Genomic DNA, 18604 nt, shown 5'->3' with positions numbered 1-18604 from the left:
GCCGTCAGTCGTTCACCGCCGTCAGGAGCACCACCGCGTCCTCCAGGGCGGTGAGCCCGTGCCGCTCCTTGGGGATCATCCGCAGCGTGCCCGAGGGAAGCTCCTCCGCCCAGCCGGCCGCCGTCAGGTTCACCCGGCCCCTGAGCACCTGGAGGCTCGCGGCCGGCGGCGCGTTGTGCTCGTCGAGGGACGTGCCCGAGGTGAGGGCGATGACGGTCTGCCGCAGCACTCCGTCATGCATCAGCAGATGGGCGCTGCGCCCGTGCGGCGCGGTGCGGGCCGCGGCCAGATGCTCGTCGGCGAGGGCGGTGAGGTCCTGCTTCATGTCTCTCCCTGCGGGGTGCGCGGGCGGATACCCCCAGCCTCCCGTGTGACGTCCGGTACGCAACTCGGGGCCGCCGGTCGTGCGGAGCGCGCCACCACGAGCCCCCCGGCGGCGACGGACGCCCCGGCGGCGAGCAGGGCGGCCTGCCAGCCGTACGCGGCGTACAGCCAGGCCCCGGCGAGAGACCCCAGCGCGCCGCCGCCGAAGGTGGCCAGCATGAACACCGTGTTGACCCGGGCCGCCACCGTCCGGCCGATGCCGAAGATCCGCGCCTGGTTGGCCACCTGGCAGCAGCTGACCCCGAGGACCAGCAGGTTCGCCCCGGCGACCAGCGCCGTGGGGGAGTACGGGGCGAGGCCCGCCGCGCCGAGGCCGAGCCCCGCGATCAGCAGTCCTCCGGAGCTCACGGCCCGTGCCCCGTACCGGTCGGTGAGCGATCCGGCCGACGCCGAGAGCAGCGCGGCGGGCAGCGTCAGCGCCCCGAAGAACCCGGCGGCCCCGGGCCCGTATCCCAGCGGCGGGGCCGCCAGATGGAAGGCGAGCACCGCCCAGAACACGCTGAAGGCGGCGAAGACGCAGGCCCCGAGCAGCGCCGAGACCCGCAGCTCCCGGTGGACGGCGAGGAGCCGGGGCAGCCCCGCGAGGAGCCCCGCGTACGAGCCCCGACCGGGCACCCCGAGCCGCTCGGGCAGCCGGCGGGGCAGGACGCACAGCAGGGCCGCCGTGGCCGCGGCCGCCACCAGGTACGCCACCCGCCAGCTGCCGCTCGCGTCGGTGACGGCCCCCGAGACCGTACGGGAGAGGGTGGCGCCCAGGGTGAGCCCGAGTCCCACCAGGCCGACGACCCTGCCCTGCCGTCCGGGTCCCGCGAGGACCGCCGCCACCGGCGTGAGGATCTGCGGCAGCACCGTCGTGGTGGAGAGCGCGAGGGTCGCGAGCGTCAGCGTGAGCACATCGGGAGCCGCCGCCGCGACGAGCAGCGCGACGGTCGTGACGGCGAGCAGCACCGAGGTGAGGCGGCGCAGGCGCGCGGTGTCGGCCAGCGGCACGAGCAGCAGGATGCCGAGCGCGTAACCGATCTGGGCCGCCGAGGCGACCAGACCCGCCGTCCGGTCCGAGACGTCGAGCCCACGGGCCACGGCGGCGAGCAGCGGCTGCGGGAAGTAGATGTTGGCCACGGTGACCGCCCCGGCCACGGCGAACAGCGGGACGTTCACGGGCCGGGCGGCACCGGGGGCGGATCGGGGACTCGGTTCCACGGACTCTCTTCCGCACGGGGGAGGCTGACGGCTCCAGGCTCCTCGCCGCGGGACGGCGGATCAAGGTGTCATCATGAAAGCGGCGTTGAGCCACGCTCAACGATCACGAGGGGGGAAGATGCTCGAACGCTACGAACTGGAGACGTTCCTCACGCTCGCCGAGGAGCTCCACTTCGGTCGCACCGGCGAGCGCCTCGGCGTCTCCACCGGCCGGGTCAGCCAGACCGTCAGGAAGCTGGAGCGCCGCGTCGGCACCCCGCTCTTCGCCCGCACCAGCCGCAGTGTCCGGCTCACTCCGGTCGGCCTCCGCCTGTACGAGGTCCTGCCCGTCCACCGGCAGCTCCGCGCCGCCGTGGAACGCGCCACCGAGGCCGGCCGGGGACTCCACGGCCGGCTGCGTACCGGCTTCGGCACCCCCTGGGGCGGCGAACTGCTCGCGGCCGCCGCCGACGCCTTCCTCGCCCGGCACCCCGGCTGCGAGATCACCCTCCACGAGGTCCCCCTCGACGGCGGGGTCCGGCCCCTCCTGGACGGCGCACTCGACGTCCAGCTCGCCGCCTTCCCCGTGGACGAGCCGGAACTCACCACCGGCCCCGTCGTCGTCCGCGACGACCGGGTCCTGCTGCTGCCCGCCGCCCACCCCCTGGCCCGCCGCCCGTCACTCCGCCTCGACGATCTCGCCGACCTGCCCCTGATCACCACCGGCGGAGCGAACTCCCGCCGCTGGGTCGATCACCACTACCCCCGGCACACCCCCTCCGGAGCACCCGTCGAGCGCGGCCCGGTCGCCTCGACCTGGCAGGAGGTCCTGTCGCACGTCTCGGCCGGCCGGGGAGCCGCCCCGGGGGCGGCGCGCGGCGCCCGCTACCACCCCCGCCCCGGTGTCGCCTATGTCCCCCTGCGGGACGCCCCGCCCCTCGAATACGGCCTCGTCCGGGCCACCGCCGCCGACTCCGGCCTGCTCAGGGCCTTCGTGACGTCGGTCGGCACCCAGCGGGCCTGACGCGCGACCGGTCAGCCGCCGTCACGCGGGACGAGCGCCCCCGTCAGATGGTCGTACGCCACGTGCGCGTGGAGCCGGACGCCGGTGACGAGGGTGTCGTCGTCCGCGTAGAAGCGAGGGTTGTGGTTGGTCACAAGGCCGCGCCCGCCGGGCACGGGAACCGGGCGCCCGGACGCGTCGAGCGTCGAGTCCTGGACGCCCAGCATCACGTACAGGCCGCCGAACCGGCTCACGAACTCGGAGACGTCGTCGTACCCGAGCGTCCCTCCCGTCTCCACCACCCGCTCCTCGCCCACCACCCGCCGGAACGTGGGCAGCCCCGCCTCGACCCACGGACCGCTGTTGTGCACGGGCGGCACGGACTGCAGGTACTCCACCGAGGCCGTCGCCCCGTACGCCGCCGAGTGCTCCGCGAGCGTCGTGAGCCGCCGCTGGACCCTCGCCATGTCGGACTCCACGGCGCAGCGGACCGTGCCCCACAGCGTCACCGTCTGCCCCACGATGTTGAAGCGGCCGACGTCCTCGACGTGCCCGATGGACACCGTGACCGGATCGAAGGCCGAGACCTGCCGGTACAGCTGGCCGATGCCCGTCAGGACCGCCCCCACGGCCGGCATCGGATCGATGCCCTCCCAGGGGGTGGAGCCGTGGGTCTGCTCGCCGGTGACGACGATACGGACGAGGGTGGAGGCACCGTACTGAATGCCGATCCGGTACCCCACGTACCCCTTCGGATGGGGCGTCACATGCAGACCGAACGCCATCGTCGGTACGGGGTCGGCGAAGGCACCCGCCTCGACCATCGCCAGGGCCCCGCCCTCCTCGGTCACCGGAGGGCCCTCCTCCGCGGGCTGGAAGACGAAGAGCACGGTGCCCGGAAGCCGCTCGCGGACCCCCGCGAGCACCGTCGCCGCGCCAAGGAGCGCCGCCGTGTGGCAGTCGTGCCCACAGGCGTGCGAGACGGGGAACGGGCCGCCCGGATAGCCGGCGTCGACCACCTCGGACGCGAACTCCGCCCCGCACAGGTCCTTCACCGGCAGCGCGTCCATGTCCGCCCGCAGTGCCACGACCCGCTCACCCGGCTCCCCGCCGCGCAGGACGCCGACGACCCCGTGCCCGGCGATGCCCGTGCGGACCTCGTCGAGACCGAGGGCGCGCAGCCACTCCGCCACCAGGCGGGCGGTGTTGACCTCACGGTTGGACAGTTCCGGATGCCGGTGCAGATGGCGCCGCCAGGCCACCACCCGCTCCGCCACCCCGGCCGCCCGCCGGTCCAGTTCGTCGTGGATCGCGTCGCTGCGCAACGGGGACTCCCTCTCGCTCCGGCCGGAGCCGCGGTCACGGGACACCTGCCCCACCAGGCTCCCATCCGAAGCGCGCGCCCGCCTCGGCATCGGCGAGGGGGCCTCACGCCCGGTCGGCGGCTCGCGGGGAGAGCGGCCGCTCGAAGAACGTCTCGAGGACCACCGTGGCCTGGGTGCCGCTCACCCCGTCGATCGCGTAGATCCGGCGCAGCACGTCCTGCAACTGCTCGGTGGTCGCGGTCCTCACCTTCACGAGGACCGAGGCGCTGCCGGCGATGACGTGGGCCTCCAGGATCTCCGGGAGCGCGGCGAAGGCCTCCGCCGCGTCGCCCATCCAGGACGTCGAGTCCACCATCACGTAGGCGAGGACCGCGCTTCCCACCGCGGCCGGGTCCACCTCCACGGTGGTACGCCGGATCACGCCCCGCTCCCGCAGCTTGCGCACGCGCTCGTGGGCGGCGCCGGCGGACAGGCCGACGGCCTGCCCGAGCGCGGCGTAGGACTGGGTGGCGTCCTCCTGGAGCAGGGCCAGCAGGGCTCGGTCGGTGTGGTCCACAACTCTCCGTTCGAAGTGTCCTTGCGTTGACCGTACTGCATCCTGCAATCTTCATCGCAGACAGGATGAGGTTCGGCAATCGACGCTTCCAGGAAGGCGGACTCCCATGACCGGCGAGGGTCCCGGGCTGTACGAGATGTTCGACGAACGGTTCCGCACCGGACGGTGCATGAACGGCGACGAGGCGCTGGAAGTCCTGTACACCGGCTGCCGCTGGGCCGAGGGGCCGATCTACGTGCCCGCCTGGCGCCAGCTGATCTGGAGCGACATCCCCAACGACCGGATGCTGCGGTGGGACGAGGAGACGGGCGCCGTCAGCGTCTTCCGCCGCTCCGCCGGGCACACCAACGGCAACACCCTCGACCGCCAGGGCCGACTGATCACCTGCGAGCAGGGCAACCGCCGTGTCACCCGCACCGAACACGACGGAACCGTCACCGTCCTCGCGGACCGGTGGAACGGCAAGCGCCTCAACAGCCCGAACGACGCGGCGGTCAGGTCCGACGGGTCGATCTGGTTCTCCGACCCTGACTTCGGCATCACCAGCGACTACGAGGGCTATCGCGCGGAGAGCGAGATCGGCTCCAACAACGTCTACCGCGTCGACCCGGCCACCGGCGAGGTGCGCCTGGTCGCCGACTGCTTCGGCGCGCCGAACGGTCTTGTCTTCTCGCACGACGAGCAGCAGCTGTTCGTCTCCGACACCAGGGCGGGGTTCATCCGGGTCTTCGACGTACGCGACGACGGCACGCTGTCCGAGGGCAAGGTCTTCGCCGACGCGGCGGCCCGGGAGGAGGCCCGCTTCGACAACCTCCGCTTCGACGACGCCGGCCGGCTGTGGGCCGCCGCGATGAACGACGGGGTGCACTGCTACGACCCCGACGGCACCCTGATCGGGCGGCTCGTCGTCCCCGAGGCGGTCGCGAACATCTCCTGGGGCGGGGCCAAGCGCAACCGGCTCTTCATCGCCGCCGAGACCAGCCTCTACTCGGTGGTCATGGGCGCCACGGGCACGCACCCGACCGGACCGGGGCGCCGGCCCTGGCTGGACCCGGCGCCCCGGTGAGCAGGCGAACCCAGGGGATCGCCCAGGTCAGGACGCGCCCTGGCCGCTGTGCCCCTGAAGCGTGGCGCGGAGGAGGTTCGGGTCCTTCACCTCGGTGAAGTACGAGGCGCTCGGGACGTGGACGGTGTTGCCGCGCACCGCCACGGAAGTCGGGTTGGAGAGGCCGTCCTGAGCGGTGAGGACGGTCTTGTGCGTGCCGTCCGGGCGTACGAGGGCGAGCTTGCTGTCCATGATCAGCGCGGCGAGGACGGTGTCGCCGTGCCCGGTGAAGGCGAAGTCGTCGATCCAGTCGAGCCCCGTCGCCCTGGTCTCGATCGCCCCCGCGCTCTCGTCGGCGCGGACGGGAACGCGCAGCAGCGTCTTGCGGTCGGTGTTGGACACCCACACGGCGCCGTTGTGGACCTTGAGGCCGTTGGCCCCGACGCCGAAGCCGTCGGGTGCGGGCAGCGGCCGGAGCGCGGTTCCCGTGGCCCAGGCCGTCGGGGCCCCTCCGTGCTGAGGGGCGCGCCACACGGTTCCTCGTACCGAGTCGGCGACGTAGAGCACCCCGCATTCCTCGTCGAGGGCGATGCTGTTGGGGAACCCGTCGGCCGGCAGCTCGACGATCTGGACGGGGGCGCTGCCGTCGGGCTCGACGCGCCAGATGCCGGTCTCGCTCGTACCGGTGGCGTAGGCGACGTAGAGGGTGCCGTCGTGAGAGCGTGCGATGCCCATCGCGGCGGCGGCGCCGATGACGGGGGTGTTCGGGTCCGCCACGGCGGGCAGCTCCGCGAGGGTCCGCTTGTTCCCGTGTCTGTCGACCTGGACGACCTGCCGGGCGAAGGACAAGGTCAGGATCGCGGAGCCGTCGGGTCCGAGGACGATGTTCTCCGGGGTCTGTCCGAGCGCGAAGTCGAAGCGGGCGACGACGCGCGGATCCCGCACGGTCGGCTCGCCGGCCGCTGTGGGGCCCGATACGAACACGGTGAGGGCGACGGCGGCCGTGGCCGTGGCGGCCAGGCGGGGGAGTCGGAACATGGACGTCTCCTTGGCGGGTCAGGGCCCCGGGAAGTGGGGCGCCGGACGACCATGACGGCACGTCGTCCCGGCGCGGCGGGAGCCCCGGCCGGGAGGTCGCCTGCGTGGCCGACGCCATGCGGCCGGTTGCCCGGCACGCGGGTGACGAGTGCGGGTCCCGCGGCGACGTCGTGACCGGTCGGGCGCGGTGCCGGGCGGGTGACCTCAGGGGTGGCCGGCTCCGGGGGCTCCCAGGGCACGCAGGGTGAAGGCGACGAGCGCGGGTACGGTGCCGGGCCCGACGGTCCCCTCCGCCAGCGGGCCCACGAGCGCCTCCGCGCCCGCGCCGACGAGCGCCGAGGCCGTCAGGACCGGGTCCTGCGGCGGCAGCTCGCCGGAGCGGACGCCCTCCTCGACACGCGCGGCGAACACGTCCCGGAACGCGCGCCGGAAGACGAGCCGTTCGGCGTCCACGGCCGGGTCGACCGGCTCGGCGAGCAGCGCGTACGCGAGGCGCGGCGATTTCAGGGCCCGTAGCGCGAAGGTCTCGACGACGGCCACCACGCGCTCGGCGGCCGAACGGTGCCCGGGGTCCCCCGCCGCCTCGGAGACGGCCGCGACCTCCCGGCTCACCATCGTCCTGAAGAGCTCCACGGAGAGCTCGGCCTTGCTGGGGAAGTGGCGGTACACGCTGCCCGTGGCGATTCCGGCCCGGGCGGCGACGGCAGCCACCGTGCATCCCGCGTAGCCCTGCTCGGCGAGCAGTTCCCTGGCGGCGTCCACGACGGAGGCGCGCTGGGCGTCGAGGCGGGCCTGGACGGCGGGGGTGCGGCGGTAGGGCATGGAAGGAGTGAATCAGCGCTTCACTGCTTGATCAAGCGGGGGCGGGACCCCTGGTGGGGCGGGGATCCCGCCCGGAACGGCGCACGCCCCCGCCGGAGAGGGCGGGGGCGCGCACCGTTCGCGGGGACGGCCGGGGTCAGCCGGTGAAGACCTCCGTCAGGGACCAGATCGCGAGCGCGGCCATGCAGACGCCGCCGATGCGCTGCACGGTCTTGAGCGGTACGCGCTTCGCGATGAAGCGGCCCGCGACCAGGGCGAGGGCGGAGACGCTCATCAGGGCGGCGAGGGAGCCGATCGCCGTCGACCAGGTGCCGTTCGTGGCGGCCAGGTTGGCGGTGGTGATCTGCGTGAGGTCCCCCCACTCGCTGATGAAGACGGCCATGAAGGCGGTCGAGAAGACGGGCCAGAAGCCGGTGACCGTCCGTCCGCCCTCGTCGGCCTCGTCGTCGTCGCCCCCGCCGCGCAGCAGCATGTAGGCGCCGAAGCCGAACATCAGGGCCGAGGCCAGCTTCACGGACCAGCCGGGGAGCAGCCCGAGCAGGCTGCCGGCCCCCACGGCGATGGCGACATGGGCCAGGAAGGCGGTCGAGGTGCCGAACCACACGTACAGCGGACGCATGCGCGTGCCCATGGCGAGGGACGCGAACATCGTCTTGTCGGGAAGCTCGGCGAGGAAGATCAGCCCGAAGGCGGTGAGGATCGCCAAGGGGTCGAGGTGCATACCGGGGCTCTCTGCTCGATCCGGGCCCGTGGACTCGGCACGGCGCCTCGGTGGGCGACGGGAGGACCACTCGGCCCGGCATGACGGACCACGCCCACGGAGGCGTGGACGCGGCTGATGCCTGGCCGAAGGTCTCGCCCGTCCGCGCGGAACGCGGACCCGGTCACCGGGAACCCGGGGGTTCCAGTGTGTCGACGACCGGTTTGCGGGGCTACTCCCCTTCGCTGTCCCTCAGTGTAACCGACAGGGGCGCGGGAGTGAGTAGACAGTGTCTACTCGATCTTGGTAGACAGTGTTCATGGATCAGCAGCCCGAGAAGTACGACGGTGAGCGCGGCCGGCACGGCGACCCTGAAGTTGACCTTGAGGGTGACCATGGCGGTGGCCGCCGGAGTGACCGTGACGGTGAGCGTGACGGTGACCGTGACGGTGAGCGTGACGGTGACCGTGACGGTGAGCGTGACCTGCACGGTGGCGGGCTGCGGGCGCGGCTCGTCGAGGCCGGCGTCGAACTCGTGGACGCCGAAGGCGCCCAGGCCCTCTCACTGCGCGAGATCGCCCGCCGCGCCGGTGTCTCCCACGGAGCCCCCCGCCGCCACTTCCCGACCCACCTCGACCTTCTGTCGGCCATCGCCCGCCAGGGCTTCGCCGAACTGTCCGCCCGCGTCGCCGCCGAGGACCGGGAGACCGCCGCACCACGCGAACGGATCGCGCTCCTCGCCCGCCTCTACCTCGACTACGCGGGCACCCGGCGCGGCATGTACGAGCTGATGTTCCGCCACGATCTCCTGGAGAGCGGCCGTTTGGGGCTGCGCGAGACGAGTCTGCCGCTGTTCGCCCGCCTCACCGGACTCGTCGCCCAGGTCCGCCCCGGCACCGACCCCCTCGTCGTCGCGGGCGCGCTCTGGGCCAACCTCCACGGCATCGCCCAGCTCTGGCACTGGGGCAGCCTGCGACTCGCGACCGGCGGCGACGACCCGGCGCCCCTGCTGGCCGCGGCCCTCGACGCCCACCTCGGCCCCAAGGAGCCGGTCACGTGAGCCCGCGTCGCGCTCCCGTCCTCGCGTGCAGTGTCGTCGGCGCCGCCGTGGTCGCCCTCGACGGCACCGTCCTCACCGTCGCCCAGCCGGCGCTCCAGCGCGATCTGCACGCCGGCGTCGAGCAGGTCCAGTGGACGAGCACCGGCTATCTCGTGGCCGTCGCGAGCCTTCTGGTCTTCGCCGGCCGGCTCGGCGACCGTTACGGCCACCGCCGGGTCTTCGCCGTCGGCGCTCTCGGCTTCGCGGCAGCCTCCACGGGCATCGCGCTGGCGCCCGGCATCGGCACCGTGATCCTGCTGCGCGTGCTCCAGGGAGTGTGCGGAGCGCTCCTGCAACCCGCCACCCTCGGCATGCTCAGGACCGCGTTCCCGCCGGAGCGGCTCGGGACGCCGATCGCCGTACGCACCGCCGCGATCGGCCTCGCCGCCGCCGCGGGACCGCTCGTCGGCGGCGCCCTGGTCTCCGCGTACGGCTGGCGCTCGGTCTTCCTCATCGGCGTACCCCCGACCCTCGCGATCGGACTCCTCGCCCTCACCGGCGGCGAGCCGGCCACCGAACGCCACGCGGAACCGTCCCCGGCCCGGCACCGGGACCCGCACGTCGAGCGCGGGTCCGGACTCGCCGCGCTCGATCCCTTCGGTGCCCTGCTGCTCGCCGTCGCGCTCGGTCTGCTCGTCCACGGGCTCGTGGAAGCGTCCCGGCCCGGAGGCATGACGGCCGGCGCGCTCGCCGGCGCCGGTGTCGCGGGGGTGGCCCTCTTCCGGCACGAACGCCGCGCCGCCCGCCCCCTGCTGCCGCCGGAACTGCTCAGGAGCGGCCCCGTCGTCGCCGGCCTCGCCGTCCTTCTCGCCGCCTCCGCCGCCCTCTTCGGCTCGCTCTTCGTGGCGACGTACTTCCTCCAGGACGTCCAGGGGCTCGACCCCCTCGACTGCGCCCTGCGCGTCCTGCCGCTCGCCGTCCTCATGGTGCTCGGCGCGCCCGTCTGCGCACCGCTCCAGCGGCGGTTCGGCCCCCGGCGTACGGCGACCGCGGGCGCCGCCCTGCTCACGCTCGGCGTCCTGCTCCTCTCCCGGTTCGGCGCGACGGCCGGCCCGGCCTCCGTCGGCGCCGCCGCCGCCCTGCTCGGCGCCGGGTTCGTCGTCCTGATGGTCACGGCGACCTCGGTCGTCGTGCACCGGGCCCCCGAGGCCCACGCCGGAGTCGCCGGAGGTCTCCAGCAGACCGCGATGAACGTGGGACCCGCGCTCGGCGTCGCCGTCGCGACCCTCCTGCTCGCCCTCGTCCCGCGCGGCGGATTCGTCCCGGCCGAGGGCGCCGCCCTCCCGGCCCTCGCCGTGATCGCCGCGCTCGCCCTCCCGGCCGCGCTCGCCCTTCCCGCCGGCGAAACGGACCGGCGGGGGACACGCCCGGGGCCGCCGTCACCCCGGCCCGGACGTCGCTCCTGCGTACGATCATGAGATGCCCGCAGGCCACCGGGGCCGCCCCGGCACAGCGACGCGCACCCAGTTCAACCTCGGTCGCGCACTGCCCTTCCTGGCCCTGGGGCTCGCCTTCCTCGCCGATGTGATCACCCCGGACCGGGAGCGTTTCGACCGGCTCCTCGTCGCCGCGCCCGCGCTCGCCGCCGTCACCTGGAGCGTGCGCGGGACCGTCGGCATCGGGCTGCTCGCCATGGCCGCGCGCATGCTGCTCAGCCTCCTCAGGGGGGACACCCTCACCGCCGAACTCGCCTCGAGCGAGACCGTGCTCGCGGTCGTCACCGCGGCCGCGGCGTGGGTCAGCCGGGTCCGCACCCGCTACGAGCAGGACCTGCGGGAACTCACCGCCGTCGCGGAGGTGGTGCAGCGCGTCGTGCTGCGCCCGCTCCCCGCCCGCCTCGGCCGCTTCGACCTGCACCTGCTGTACGTCGCCGCCGCGGCCAAGGCCAGGATCGGCGGCGACTTCTACGAGGCCGTAAGGGTCCCGGGCGCGGTGCGGATCATGCTCGGCGACGTGCAGGGCAAGGGCCTCGGCGCCGTCGAGACCGCCTCCGTGCTGCTCGGCTCCTTCCGCGCCGCCGTCAGCGACGCCCCCGATCTGGCGGCCCTCGCCGACCAGCTCGACGAGGGCCTTGCCCGCTACGGCGCCTGGGACCCGGACTCGGACGCCGCCGAACGCTTCGCCACCGTCGTCCTCGTCGAACTCCCCGACGGCCAGGACGTCGCACGGCTCCTCAGCTGCGGCCACCCCGCACCGCTGCTCCAGCGCGGCGCCGAGGTCGAGTGCGTGCACTTCGGCGACCCCTCACTGCCCGTCAATCTGGCGGGCCTCGCCGACTCCCGGCACCGCGTCGAGGAGGTCCCCTTCGGCCCGGGGGACCGGCTGCTCCTCTACACCGACGGCGTGAGCGAGACCCGCGACAGGACCGGCACCTTCTACCCGCTCGAACTCCGCCTGCGCGGGTGGGCACGGGAACCGGCCGAGGAACTGCCGGAACTCCTCCACAAGGACCTCGCCCGCTACGGCGCCGACGGCGTCGACGACGACGTCGCCGCCCTGCTCGTGGTGTGCCCGCCCGGACCCCGCTGACCGGACCCGTCGGCGCTGACGCGACCCCTCCGCGGTCACCAAACATCGGCTTCGGGGCGGCTTGTGTCGTTCCTTACGGGTTGGGTGATCCGTGCGCTGTTCGCGCGCTCTGGCCGCTCCCGCCCGCATAGGTGAGGCTTGCGACCGTCCGCGTCGCGCGGACGGTCACCAGTCCAGTCGAGAGGAACGGGTGCACGTGCCCCAGGAGAACCCCTTCAGCGCCGGCTCGTCCGAACACTTCCCCGGCTTCCCGGACGTCAGGGTGGGCCTCACCGCCGCCGAGACCGCCCGGATCACGGGACGCGGCCTCTGGGCCGCAGACGGAACGGTGGATCCGGGTGCCGTACGGCTCGGCCAGACACTCGCCAACGCGCTCCTGGGAGGCCCGCCCGACGACGCGGACGGCACCGACGGCACCGGCGGTGCGGACGGCACCGACAGTGCCGACACGCTGCTCCCGGCCGAACTCGCCGCGTTCGTCAGGGAGGTACGAGGCCTGGCCCTGCCCGCGTACCACCGTGTCGAAGGCGCGACGGAGGACGTCCGGCTCTCCGCCTTCAGCCTGCGGCAGCTCGGCCCGGGCCCGCACCCGCTCGTCGTCGTCCCGGCGGGCTGGACCCCCTTCGGCTGGCCGTTGTTCCTCTGGTCGTACCTCGTCCTCGCCCACAAGGGCTACCACGTCCTCGCCTACACCCCCCGGGGCCTCGGCGTCCCCGGACTGCCGTCCACCTCCGGAGGCCTCGTCGACGTCGCCGGACCCCACGACTGGGCCGACGGCTCCGCCGTCATCGACTTCGCCGTCGACCACTTCGCCCCGAGCGCCATCGGCTTCATGGGCGAGTCGTACGGCTCCGGCATCAGCCAGCTCGTCGCCGCCCACGACGACCGGGTCGCCGCCGTCGTCGCCCTCAGCACCTGGGGCAACCTGGCGACCAGTCTCTACGACCACGAGACCCGCCACCTCGCGGCCGTGAAGGCCCTTCTCGCCCTCACCGGCGGGTCCGTGGAGAGCAAGTTCGACGAGGACAACCAACGGATCCTCGCCGACTTCCAGGCCGACCGGAACCTCGACACCGTCGTCGACTGGGGCCGGCTGCGGGCCCCCGAGTCGTACCTCCACCTGACCAACGAGAACGGCACGCCGACCTTCTTCTCCCACACCTGGCACGAGAGCCTCTTCGCGGTCAACCAGACCCTGGAGACCTTCAACGGCCTGGAGGTCCCCAAGCGGCTCAACCTGTGGATCGGCGACCACGCCGCACCCGAGGGTCCCTCGCTCATCGGTCCGCCCGCGACACCCGGCGAGGCCGACCTCCCCATGGCGGAGGCGTACGCCTGGCTCGACCACCACCTCAAGGGCGAGCGCAACGGCGTGGAGGACTGGCCGAAGGTCTGCAACCAGGTGATGTTCACCTATGTGACGGAGCCGGTCCTGGACCCGGAGACCGGAGAGCCGACGGGAGAGAACCGGATCGTCACGCCCGCCCGCCGGGAGACCAGCACCGACTGGAGCGAGGTCACGCGGTCCACCGAGGTGTTCGGCCTCACCGGCGACGGCGCGGGCGGCACCGACGGCCGCCTCCATCCCCTCGGAGGGGGAGCGCCAGGGGCGGAGGGGACCGGCTGGCGGCGCGCGTTCCTCGCGGGCGTGGACACCGAGGCCACCGCCATGGACGCCCTCCTGAAGACCGGCCAGGCGGAGTGGGCGGGCAACCCCAAGATCTACGACACCCGCAAGATCGACCGCCGGCACGCGGTCGCGTGGACGACGGATCCGCTCGTCCCGTCCGACGGCGGGCCCGCCGGCCGCCGTGTCCGCGGCATCCCGCGGCTTCGCCTCACGGTCCGCTCCACCGCCACCTCGGCAAGCCTGTACGCCCACCTCCTGGACGTCGCCGGGGACGACACGGCCCGCATCATCAGCCACGAACCGCTCAACGTGTACGGCCTGACGCCCGATCAGGACAGGACCGTCACCTGGAAGCTCCAGGCGGCCGCTTACGACATCGCCGCAGGCCACCGCCTGATGCTGGTCGTCGACAGCAAGGACCCGCTGTACGGCGACGCGTCCGTCACCTGGACGCAGACCGTCATCGGCTCCCCGGCGGGCGAGCCCTCGTTCCTGGAGCTGCCGCTCGGCTGACCGCCGCCAGGTCGTACCGCGGAGGGATACGCGCGCCGCACGGCTCGCGCACCCCTCCGCGGTCGCGCCCGGTCCCCGCCCCCGTCAGCATTCCTCCCGTGCCACGCCTTCCGTCACCGACCCGCGTCAGCCCCCGGTCTGACGCGGCATGAGCCCACAGCAGGACGCGCCGACCCGTCCCAAGTCCCTAGCGTGCACCCCATGAACCGATGCACCAGGACGGCCGCTGCCGCTCTTCTCGCCTGTTCCCTCGCGTTACCCGGCACCCTCGCCACGGCGGCCACCGCCACGGCCTCGGCCCCCTTCACCGCCCCGGCCCCGGGCGCGGCCCCGTCGACGGCCGCCGCACCCGCGCCGGGCCTCACGCGGGCCGTGCTCCCCGCGCCCACCGGACCGTACGCGCTCGGCAGCACCGTCCTGCCGCTCGTCGACCGGTCCCGAACCGACCCCTGGGTCCCGAGCGCCGACGGCCGCGAACTGATGGTCACGCTCCACTATCCGGCCGCGCGCCCCGGCGGCGGGCGCCCCGCCCCGTACGCCACCCGGGAGGAGGCGCGGCTGCTCGCCGGACAGCTCGGGCCCGCCGTCCCCGGCGACGTACTCGCCCGGACGCGCACCCACAGCAGGCCCGATGCCCGGCCCGCACCGGGCCGCCACCCCCTCGTGCTGCTCTCGCCCGGCTTCGGCGTCTCCCGCTGGACGCTCACCCACCTGGCCGAGGACCTCGCCTCCCGCGGCTACGTCGTCGCCTCCGTCGACCACGCCTACGAGTCGTACGGCATCAGCGTTCCCGGCGGCCGTACCCTCACCTGCGTCGCCTGCACCGCCCTCGGCGAGGGCGGGGTGCACGGCAGCGTGGTCACCTCGACCCGCGCCGCCGACATGCGGTACGTCCTCGACCGCCTCACCGGTCCCCGTCCCGCCTGGCGGTACGCCGACGTCGTCGACGCGCGCAGGATCGGCATGGCGGGGCACTCCATCGGCGGGGCGAGCGCGGCCACCGCGATGGTGGCCGATCCGCGCGTCGACGCCGGGATCAACATGGACGGGTCCTTCTGGGAGGACCTTCCGGCGGAGGGCCTGCGGGGCCGCCCCTTCATGATGCTCGGGACACACGACGCCATGCATCTGCCCGGCGGGACCGACACCACCTGGGACCGGACGTGGACCGCGCTCGACGGGTGGAAGCGCTGGATCACGGTGGCCGGATCCGAGCACTTCACCTTCTCAGACGGCCCCGTGATCTCGCGGCACTTCGGTCTGCCCCAGCCCGAGCTGCCCACCGACAGGGCCGTCGCCGTCACCCGGACGTACGTCGCCGCCTTCTTCGACCGGCATCTGCGCGGAGCCGCGCGGCCGTTGCTCGACGGCCCGTCACCGGCGAACCCGGAGGTCCACTTCCAGCACCGCTGACCGAGCGGGGCCCCGGCCTCTCAGCCGCGGTACGGGGTGTTCGCCTCCGCCCAGTCGGCAAGCGCCCGCGCGCACTCGGCGACCGACTCGCGCCAGGTGCGCGCGGCACCGTCACCGGCCTCGTCGCTGACGTGCTTCACGATGCGCAGCGGCACCCCGGCGAGCTCCGCGGCCACCGCGAGCGCGTACCCCTCCATGTCGACAAGCGGCGCCCGCTCCGCGAGCCGGGCCCGGGCGGCCTCGTCAGAGATGAACGCGTCCCCCGTGGCGAGGACCACACCGCCGCCGTCGGGCAGCGACAGCGGCGCCCCGTACGTCTCGCCGGTCAGCGTGGCGAGCAGCTCGCCGTCGAGGTCGTGCTGGACCACGGTGCCGACGACGTGCGTGCCGGTCCAGCCGCTCCGCAGCGCCCCGGCCGTCCCCAGATTCACGATCCCGGACGGGCGCGGGCCCCGGCCCAGGGCGGTCGCGAGCGCGGTCGCCGCGTTCACCTTGCCCATGCCGGTCAGCAGCACCGGCAGGTCCGTGTCCAGGAACTGCGCCTCCTCCTTGACGGCGAGGACGAGCAGCGGACGGCCGGCCGAGATCTCTCCCAAGAGTTCCATGGGGGCCACGCTAGTTCGAGTGCCCGCCCGCCGTACAACCGGGACCGGAACTCCTTCCAGCGGCGGCGGTACGACACCCCGGCCACCCCGGGGCCGGTCCGCTCTCTTCGAGCGCCTCACCGAGCACGCGCGGCGCCTTCGGCCCGACGCCGCGCAGCACGGCGAACCCGGCAGCGGGCCCTGTGCGACGTGCGCAGGCGCTCGTCAGACCGGCAGCAGGCGGCCGATCAGCGCACCCAGCTGGCGGGCGTTCCGGCACGGGCGCATCTCGACGAGACTGGCGTAGGCGGGGGCCACCGAGTCGCCCGTGCCCCACAGCGAGGGCTGTTCGGGGTTCAGCCAGTGGACCCTTCGGGCCCGGCCCGCGATCCGCTTCAGGGCCGCGAGGTTCGGATCGGAGCCGTTGGTGCGCGCGTCCCCGAGGACGAAGACCACCGTGCGCGGGCCGACGGCCTCCGCGTACCGGTCGGCGAACTCGCCGAGCGCCGTCCCGTAGTCGCTCTGCCCGTGCCATCCCGTCAGCTCCGCCTCGGCCAGGATCCGGTCGCCGAGCCCCGCCGGGTCCGCCGGACCCCGGGCGATCAGCCTCGTCACCTCGTCCACCCGGTTGACGAAGGCGAACACCCGCACCCGGCTGAACTGGTCGTGCAAGGCCTGCACAAGGAGCATCGTGAACTGCGCGAAACCGGCCACCGACCCCGAGACGTCACAGAGCAGGACCAGCTCCGGCCGCCGGGGGCTGCGCCGCCGCAGGACCGGGCGCACCGGCACACCCCCGGTCGACAGCGAGCGGCGCAGCGTCCGCCGCAGATCGATCTCCCCGCGCGCCGCCCGCCGCCGCCGGGCCGCGAGCCGGGTGGCCAGCTTCCGCGCCAGCGGCCGTACCGTGCGCCGCAGCTCGTCCAGCTGTGCTCGCCCGGCGAGGAGGAAGTCCATCTGGTCCGCCGTCCCCGCGACCGCCCGGCGTGCGACCGGGTCCCGCCCCTGCCGTTCGGCGACGCGCCGCCGTGCCTCGGTCCGCACCCGCTCGCGGAACGCCTCGATGAGCCGCCGGATCTCGTCGTCGAGCAGCCGGTCGGTGAACTCGGCGTCCTCCGCGGCGAAGGCCGCCCCGTGCCGCTCCCTCACCCGGGCGAGCAGCGTCTCCGGACGCAGCCGGGACAGCGTCCGGTACGAGGACCAGCCGTCGGAGCCGGGGGCGGAGCCGAAGCCGCCGAAACCGTCGACCGCCTCGGCGGCCAGCCGGTCGAGGGCGGCGCCGTCACCGGCGGTGAGGGCCTCCGCGAGCCGCTCGCGCAGCGTGGCGAGATCCGCCGGGGCGTGGGCGTGCGCCTCCGCCGCTCTGGTTTGCCCGAGCGGGAAGTACAGGTCGAAGACCCTGTCGAACACCGGGCGCTGTCCCTCCCCGTGCAGCAGGGTCGCCGCCAGCGCCTCCCGTACCCGCTCGCGGTCCGTGAAGCCGACGGCGTCGAGCGCGTGCCCGGCGTCGACCGTCTCACCGGTCCCGATTCCGAACCCGTGGGCGCGCAGCGCCCCCACCAGGCCGGTGAGCCGTGCGACGGCCCCCGCCTCCGTCGGCTCCGCCGGGCTCACACCGCGTCCAGATCGAGCTTGGCGGCAGCCTTCACGATGTCCTCCTGGTGCTTCAGCAGGACGCCCAGGGTCTCCCGTACGATCCGCTCGTCCAGCCGCTCCGCGCCGAGCGCGAGCAGGGTACGGGCCCAGTCGATCGTCTCCGACACGGACGGCACCTTCCGCAGGTCCATCGCCCGCAGTGCCCCGACGACGCGTACCACGGACGCGGCGAGCGCCGTGTCGAGGCCGGGGACCTTGAGCGTGACGATCCTCCGCTCCAGCTCCTCCCCGGGGAAGCCGATGTGCAGGAAGAGGCAGCGCCGGCGCAGGGCCTCGGACAGTTCGCGGCTCGCGTTCGAGGTGAGCACGGTGAACGGCCGCCGGTTCGCCCTGATCGTGCCGAGTTCGGGAACCGTGATCTGGAAGTCGCCGAGGACCTCCAGGAGCAGCCCCTCCACCTCCACGTCGGCCTTGTCGGTCTCGTCGATCAGCAGCACGGTCGGCCGGTCGGACCGGATCGCGGTGAGCAGCGGCCGGGGGAGCAGGAACTCCTCGCCGAAGATGTCCGTACGCGTCTCGTCCCACGACTCGCCACGCCCGGCCGTGATCCGCAGCAGCTGCTTGGCGTGGTTCCACTCATAGAGCGCGCGGGACTCGTCGACGCCCTCGTAGCACTGCAGCCGGACCAGACGCGCGCCCGTCACCTCGGACACGGCCTTGGCGAGCTCCGTCTTGCCGACGCCCGCCGGACCCTCGACGAGCAGCGGCTTGCCGAGCCGGTCGGCGAGGAAGACGGTGGTGGCGACGGCGGGCGACGCGAGGTAGCCGGTCGTGGCGAGCCGTTCGGCCACGTCGTCGACGGAGCTGAAGAATCCGGTCGTCACGGTCGTCATGGCTGTCTCCCCCGGAGCGAGTCGCTTACTGGCCAGTAGCCTCAGCTGTACCTGATCAGATCGCGCACCGTCGCACAACCGTCCCGCGCGAGATCGGCACGACCCCGACGAGACGACCCGTCCTCGCCGCCCGCGTCCGCGCGCGTGCACTCCAGTGACACCGAGTCACACCCTCCCCACGGACCGCCGTGACACACGGTCACACCACCCCCTCTCACGACGGGTTTCGCACCCGGGCGGGATTCTTCCGGCAGGACGCTTGTGCGCGGCCCCCGCGCCCGGCACGCTCCTCCGT

The 18604-nt window shown here is 73.9% G+C and carries 17 protein-coding genes; 7 read left to right on the top strand and 10 right to left on the bottom strand.

Translation table 11 applies throughout. From position 1 onward, the window contains the following. Window positions 1-4 precede the first annotated feature (4 nt). Entirely contained in the window at window positions 5-325 is a 321-nt protein-coding gene (locus tag ACFVYX_RS14500; RefSeq protein WP_389681674.1) for a cupin, read from the bottom strand. Continuing rightward, window positions 322-1584, bottom strand: coding sequence for an MFS transporter (locus ACFVYX_RS14495; protein WP_389681673.1), 1263 nt, complete (start codon window positions 1582-1584; stop codon window positions 322-324). The genes ACFVYX_RS14500 and ACFVYX_RS14495 overlap by 4 nt, the downstream gene beginning before the upstream one ends. A 118-nt stretch (window positions 1585-1702) precedes the next feature. On the opposite strand from ACFVYX_RS14495, the gene ACFVYX_RS14490 reads away from it, so the two are divergent. After that, window positions 1703-2587: a LysR family transcriptional regulator gene (locus ACFVYX_RS14490; protein ID WP_389681672.1), complete on the top strand. Its 885-nt coding sequence runs from the start codon at window positions 1703-1705 to the stop codon at window positions 2585-2587. Window positions 2588-2598: 11 nt separating this feature from the next. On the opposite strand, the gene ACFVYX_RS14485 is transcribed toward ACFVYX_RS14490, so the two are convergent. After that, complete coding sequence (locus ACFVYX_RS14485; protein ID WP_389681671.1) at window positions 2599-3891, bottom strand: M20 family metallopeptidase; 1293 nt, start codon at window positions 3889-3891, stop codon at window positions 2599-2601. Window positions 3892-3994: 103 nt separating this feature from the next. Next, window positions 3995-4447, bottom strand: coding sequence for an Lrp/AsnC family transcriptional regulator (locus tag ACFVYX_RS14480; protein ID WP_389681670.1), 453 nt, complete (start codon window positions 4445-4447; stop codon window positions 3995-3997). A gap of 106 nt (window positions 4448-4553) precedes the next feature. Here ACFVYX_RS14480 and ACFVYX_RS14475 point away from each other — a divergent pair, with 106 nt between their 5' ends. Next, window positions 4554-5513, top strand: a complete 960-nt coding sequence (locus ACFVYX_RS14475; protein WP_389681669.1) for an SMP-30/gluconolactonase/LRE family protein — start codon at window positions 4554-4556, stop codon at window positions 5511-5513. Window positions 5514-5540: 27 nt separating this feature from the next. Here ACFVYX_RS14475 and ACFVYX_RS14470 read toward each other — a convergent pair whose 3' ends face one another. The 3 genes from ACFVYX_RS14470 to ACFVYX_RS14460 form a co-directional block, all read right to left on the bottom strand. After that, the gene (locus tag ACFVYX_RS14470) at window positions 5541-6530 is read right to left on the bottom strand and encodes a hypothetical protein (RefSeq protein WP_389681668.1); all 990 of its coding nucleotides are present in this window, start codon (window positions 6528-6530) and stop codon (window positions 5541-5543) included. Window positions 6531-6734: 204 nt separating this feature from the next. Further along, window positions 6735-7352: a TetR/AcrR family transcriptional regulator gene (locus ACFVYX_RS14465; protein WP_389681667.1), complete on the bottom strand. Its 618-nt coding sequence runs from the start codon at window positions 7350-7352 to the stop codon at window positions 6735-6737. Between the two features lie 136 nt (window positions 7353-7488). Beyond that, window positions 7489-8073, bottom strand: coding sequence for a TMEM165/GDT1 family protein (locus ACFVYX_RS14460; RefSeq protein WP_389681666.1), 585 nt, complete (start codon window positions 8071-8073; stop codon window positions 7489-7491). A gap of 463 nt (window positions 8074-8536) precedes the next feature. Between ACFVYX_RS14460 and ACFVYX_RS14455 the strand changes: the two genes are divergently transcribed. From ACFVYX_RS14455 to ACFVYX_RS14435, 5 genes are all read left to right on the top strand, one after another. Beyond that, a complete protein-coding gene (locus ACFVYX_RS14455; RefSeq protein ID WP_389681831.1) occupies window positions 8537-9112 on the top strand; it encodes a TetR/AcrR family transcriptional regulator in 576 nt (191 codons plus the stop codon). Then, window positions 9109-10569 (top strand): MFS transporter, encoded by a 1461-nt coding sequence (locus ACFVYX_RS14450; RefSeq protein ID WP_389681665.1) that lies wholly within the window; start codon window positions 9109-9111, stop codon window positions 10567-10569. Before ACFVYX_RS14455 ends, ACFVYX_RS14450 begins: the two co-directional genes overlap by 4 nt. A 1-nt stretch (window position 10570) precedes the next feature. Then, window positions 10571-11680, top strand: coding sequence for a PP2C family protein-serine/threonine phosphatase (locus ACFVYX_RS14445; RefSeq protein ID WP_389681664.1), 1110 nt, complete (start codon window positions 10571-10573; stop codon window positions 11678-11680). Between the two features lie 196 nt (window positions 11681-11876). Next, on the top strand, window positions 11877-13823 hold the full coding sequence (locus ACFVYX_RS14440; RefSeq protein WP_389681663.1) for a CocE/NonD family hydrolase: 1947 nt from the start codon (window positions 11877-11879) through the stop codon (window positions 13821-13823). A gap of 201 nt (window positions 13824-14024) precedes the next feature. Beyond that, window positions 14025-15236, top strand: coding sequence for an alpha/beta hydrolase family protein (locus tag ACFVYX_RS14435; RefSeq protein ID WP_389681662.1), 1212 nt, complete (start codon window positions 14025-14027; stop codon window positions 15234-15236). Window positions 15237-15256: 20 nt separating this feature from the next. Here ACFVYX_RS14435 and ACFVYX_RS14430 read toward each other — a convergent pair whose 3' ends face one another. From ACFVYX_RS14430 to ACFVYX_RS14420, 3 genes are all read right to left on the bottom strand, one after another. Beyond that, entirely contained in the window at window positions 15257-15841 is a 585-nt protein-coding gene (locus ACFVYX_RS14430) for a nucleosidase (RefSeq protein ID WP_389681661.1), read from the bottom strand. A 204-nt stretch (window positions 15842-16045) separates the two neighbouring features. Next, the gene (locus tag ACFVYX_RS14425; protein ID WP_389681660.1) at window positions 16046-17434 is read right to left on the bottom strand and encodes a VWA domain-containing protein; all 1389 of its coding nucleotides are present in this window, start codon (window positions 17432-17434) and stop codon (window positions 16046-16048) included. Further along, window positions 17431-18309 carry an AAA family ATPase gene (locus ACFVYX_RS14420; RefSeq protein ID WP_389681659.1) on the bottom strand — a complete coding sequence of 293 codons (879 nt, stop codon included), beginning with the start codon at window positions 18307-18309 and terminating at the stop codon, window positions 17431-17433. The genes ACFVYX_RS14425 and ACFVYX_RS14420 overlap by 4 nt, the downstream gene beginning before the upstream one ends. Between the last annotated feature and the right edge of the window lie 295 nt (window positions 18310-18604).

The organism is Streptomyces sp. NPDC058326, assembly GCF_042879855.1.
Lineage (GTDB): Bacteria > Actinomycetota > Actinomycetes > Streptomycetales > Streptomycetaceae > Streptomyces.
Note: the sequence above shows the minus strand (reverse complement) of the source record. Positions and strands in the feature narration are given on the sequence as shown.

Coding starts and splice junctions, on each gene's coding strand:
- ACFVYX_RS14500 (WP_389681674.1), bottom strand. CDS start 325: ATGAAGCAGGACCTCACCGCCCTCGCCGACGAGCATCTGGCCGCGGCC.
- ACFVYX_RS14490 (WP_389681672.1), top strand. CDS start 1,703: ATGCTCGAACGCTACGAACTGGAGACGTTCCTCACGCTCGCCGAGGAG.
- ACFVYX_RS14475 (WP_389681669.1), top strand. CDS start 4,554: ATGACCGGCGAGGGTCCCGGGCTGTACGAGATGTTCGACGAACGGTTC.
- ACFVYX_RS14470 (WP_389681668.1), bottom strand. CDS start 6,530: ATGTTCCGACTCCCCCGCCTGGCCGCCACGGCCACGGCCGCCGTCGCC.
- ACFVYX_RS14465 (WP_389681667.1), bottom strand. CDS start 7,352: ATGCCCTACCGCCGCACCCCCGCCGTCCAGGCCCGCCTCGACGCCCAG.
- ACFVYX_RS14460 (WP_389681666.1), bottom strand. CDS start 8,073: ATGCACCTCGACCCCTTGGCGATCCTCACCGCCTTCGGGCTGATCTTC.
- ACFVYX_RS14445 (WP_389681664.1), top strand. CDS start 10,571: ATGCCCGCAGGCCACCGGGGCCGCCCCGGCACAGCGACGCGCACCCAG.
- ACFVYX_RS14435 (WP_389681662.1), top strand. CDS start 14,025: ATGAACCGATGCACCAGGACGGCCGCTGCCGCTCTTCTCGCCTGTTCC.
- ACFVYX_RS14430 (WP_389681661.1), bottom strand. CDS start 15,841: ATGGAACTCTTGGGAGAGATCTCGGCCGGCCGTCCGCTGCTCGTCCTC.
- ACFVYX_RS14420 (WP_389681659.1), bottom strand. CDS start 18,309: ATGACGACCGTGACGACCGGATTCTTCAGCTCCGTCGACGACGTGGCC.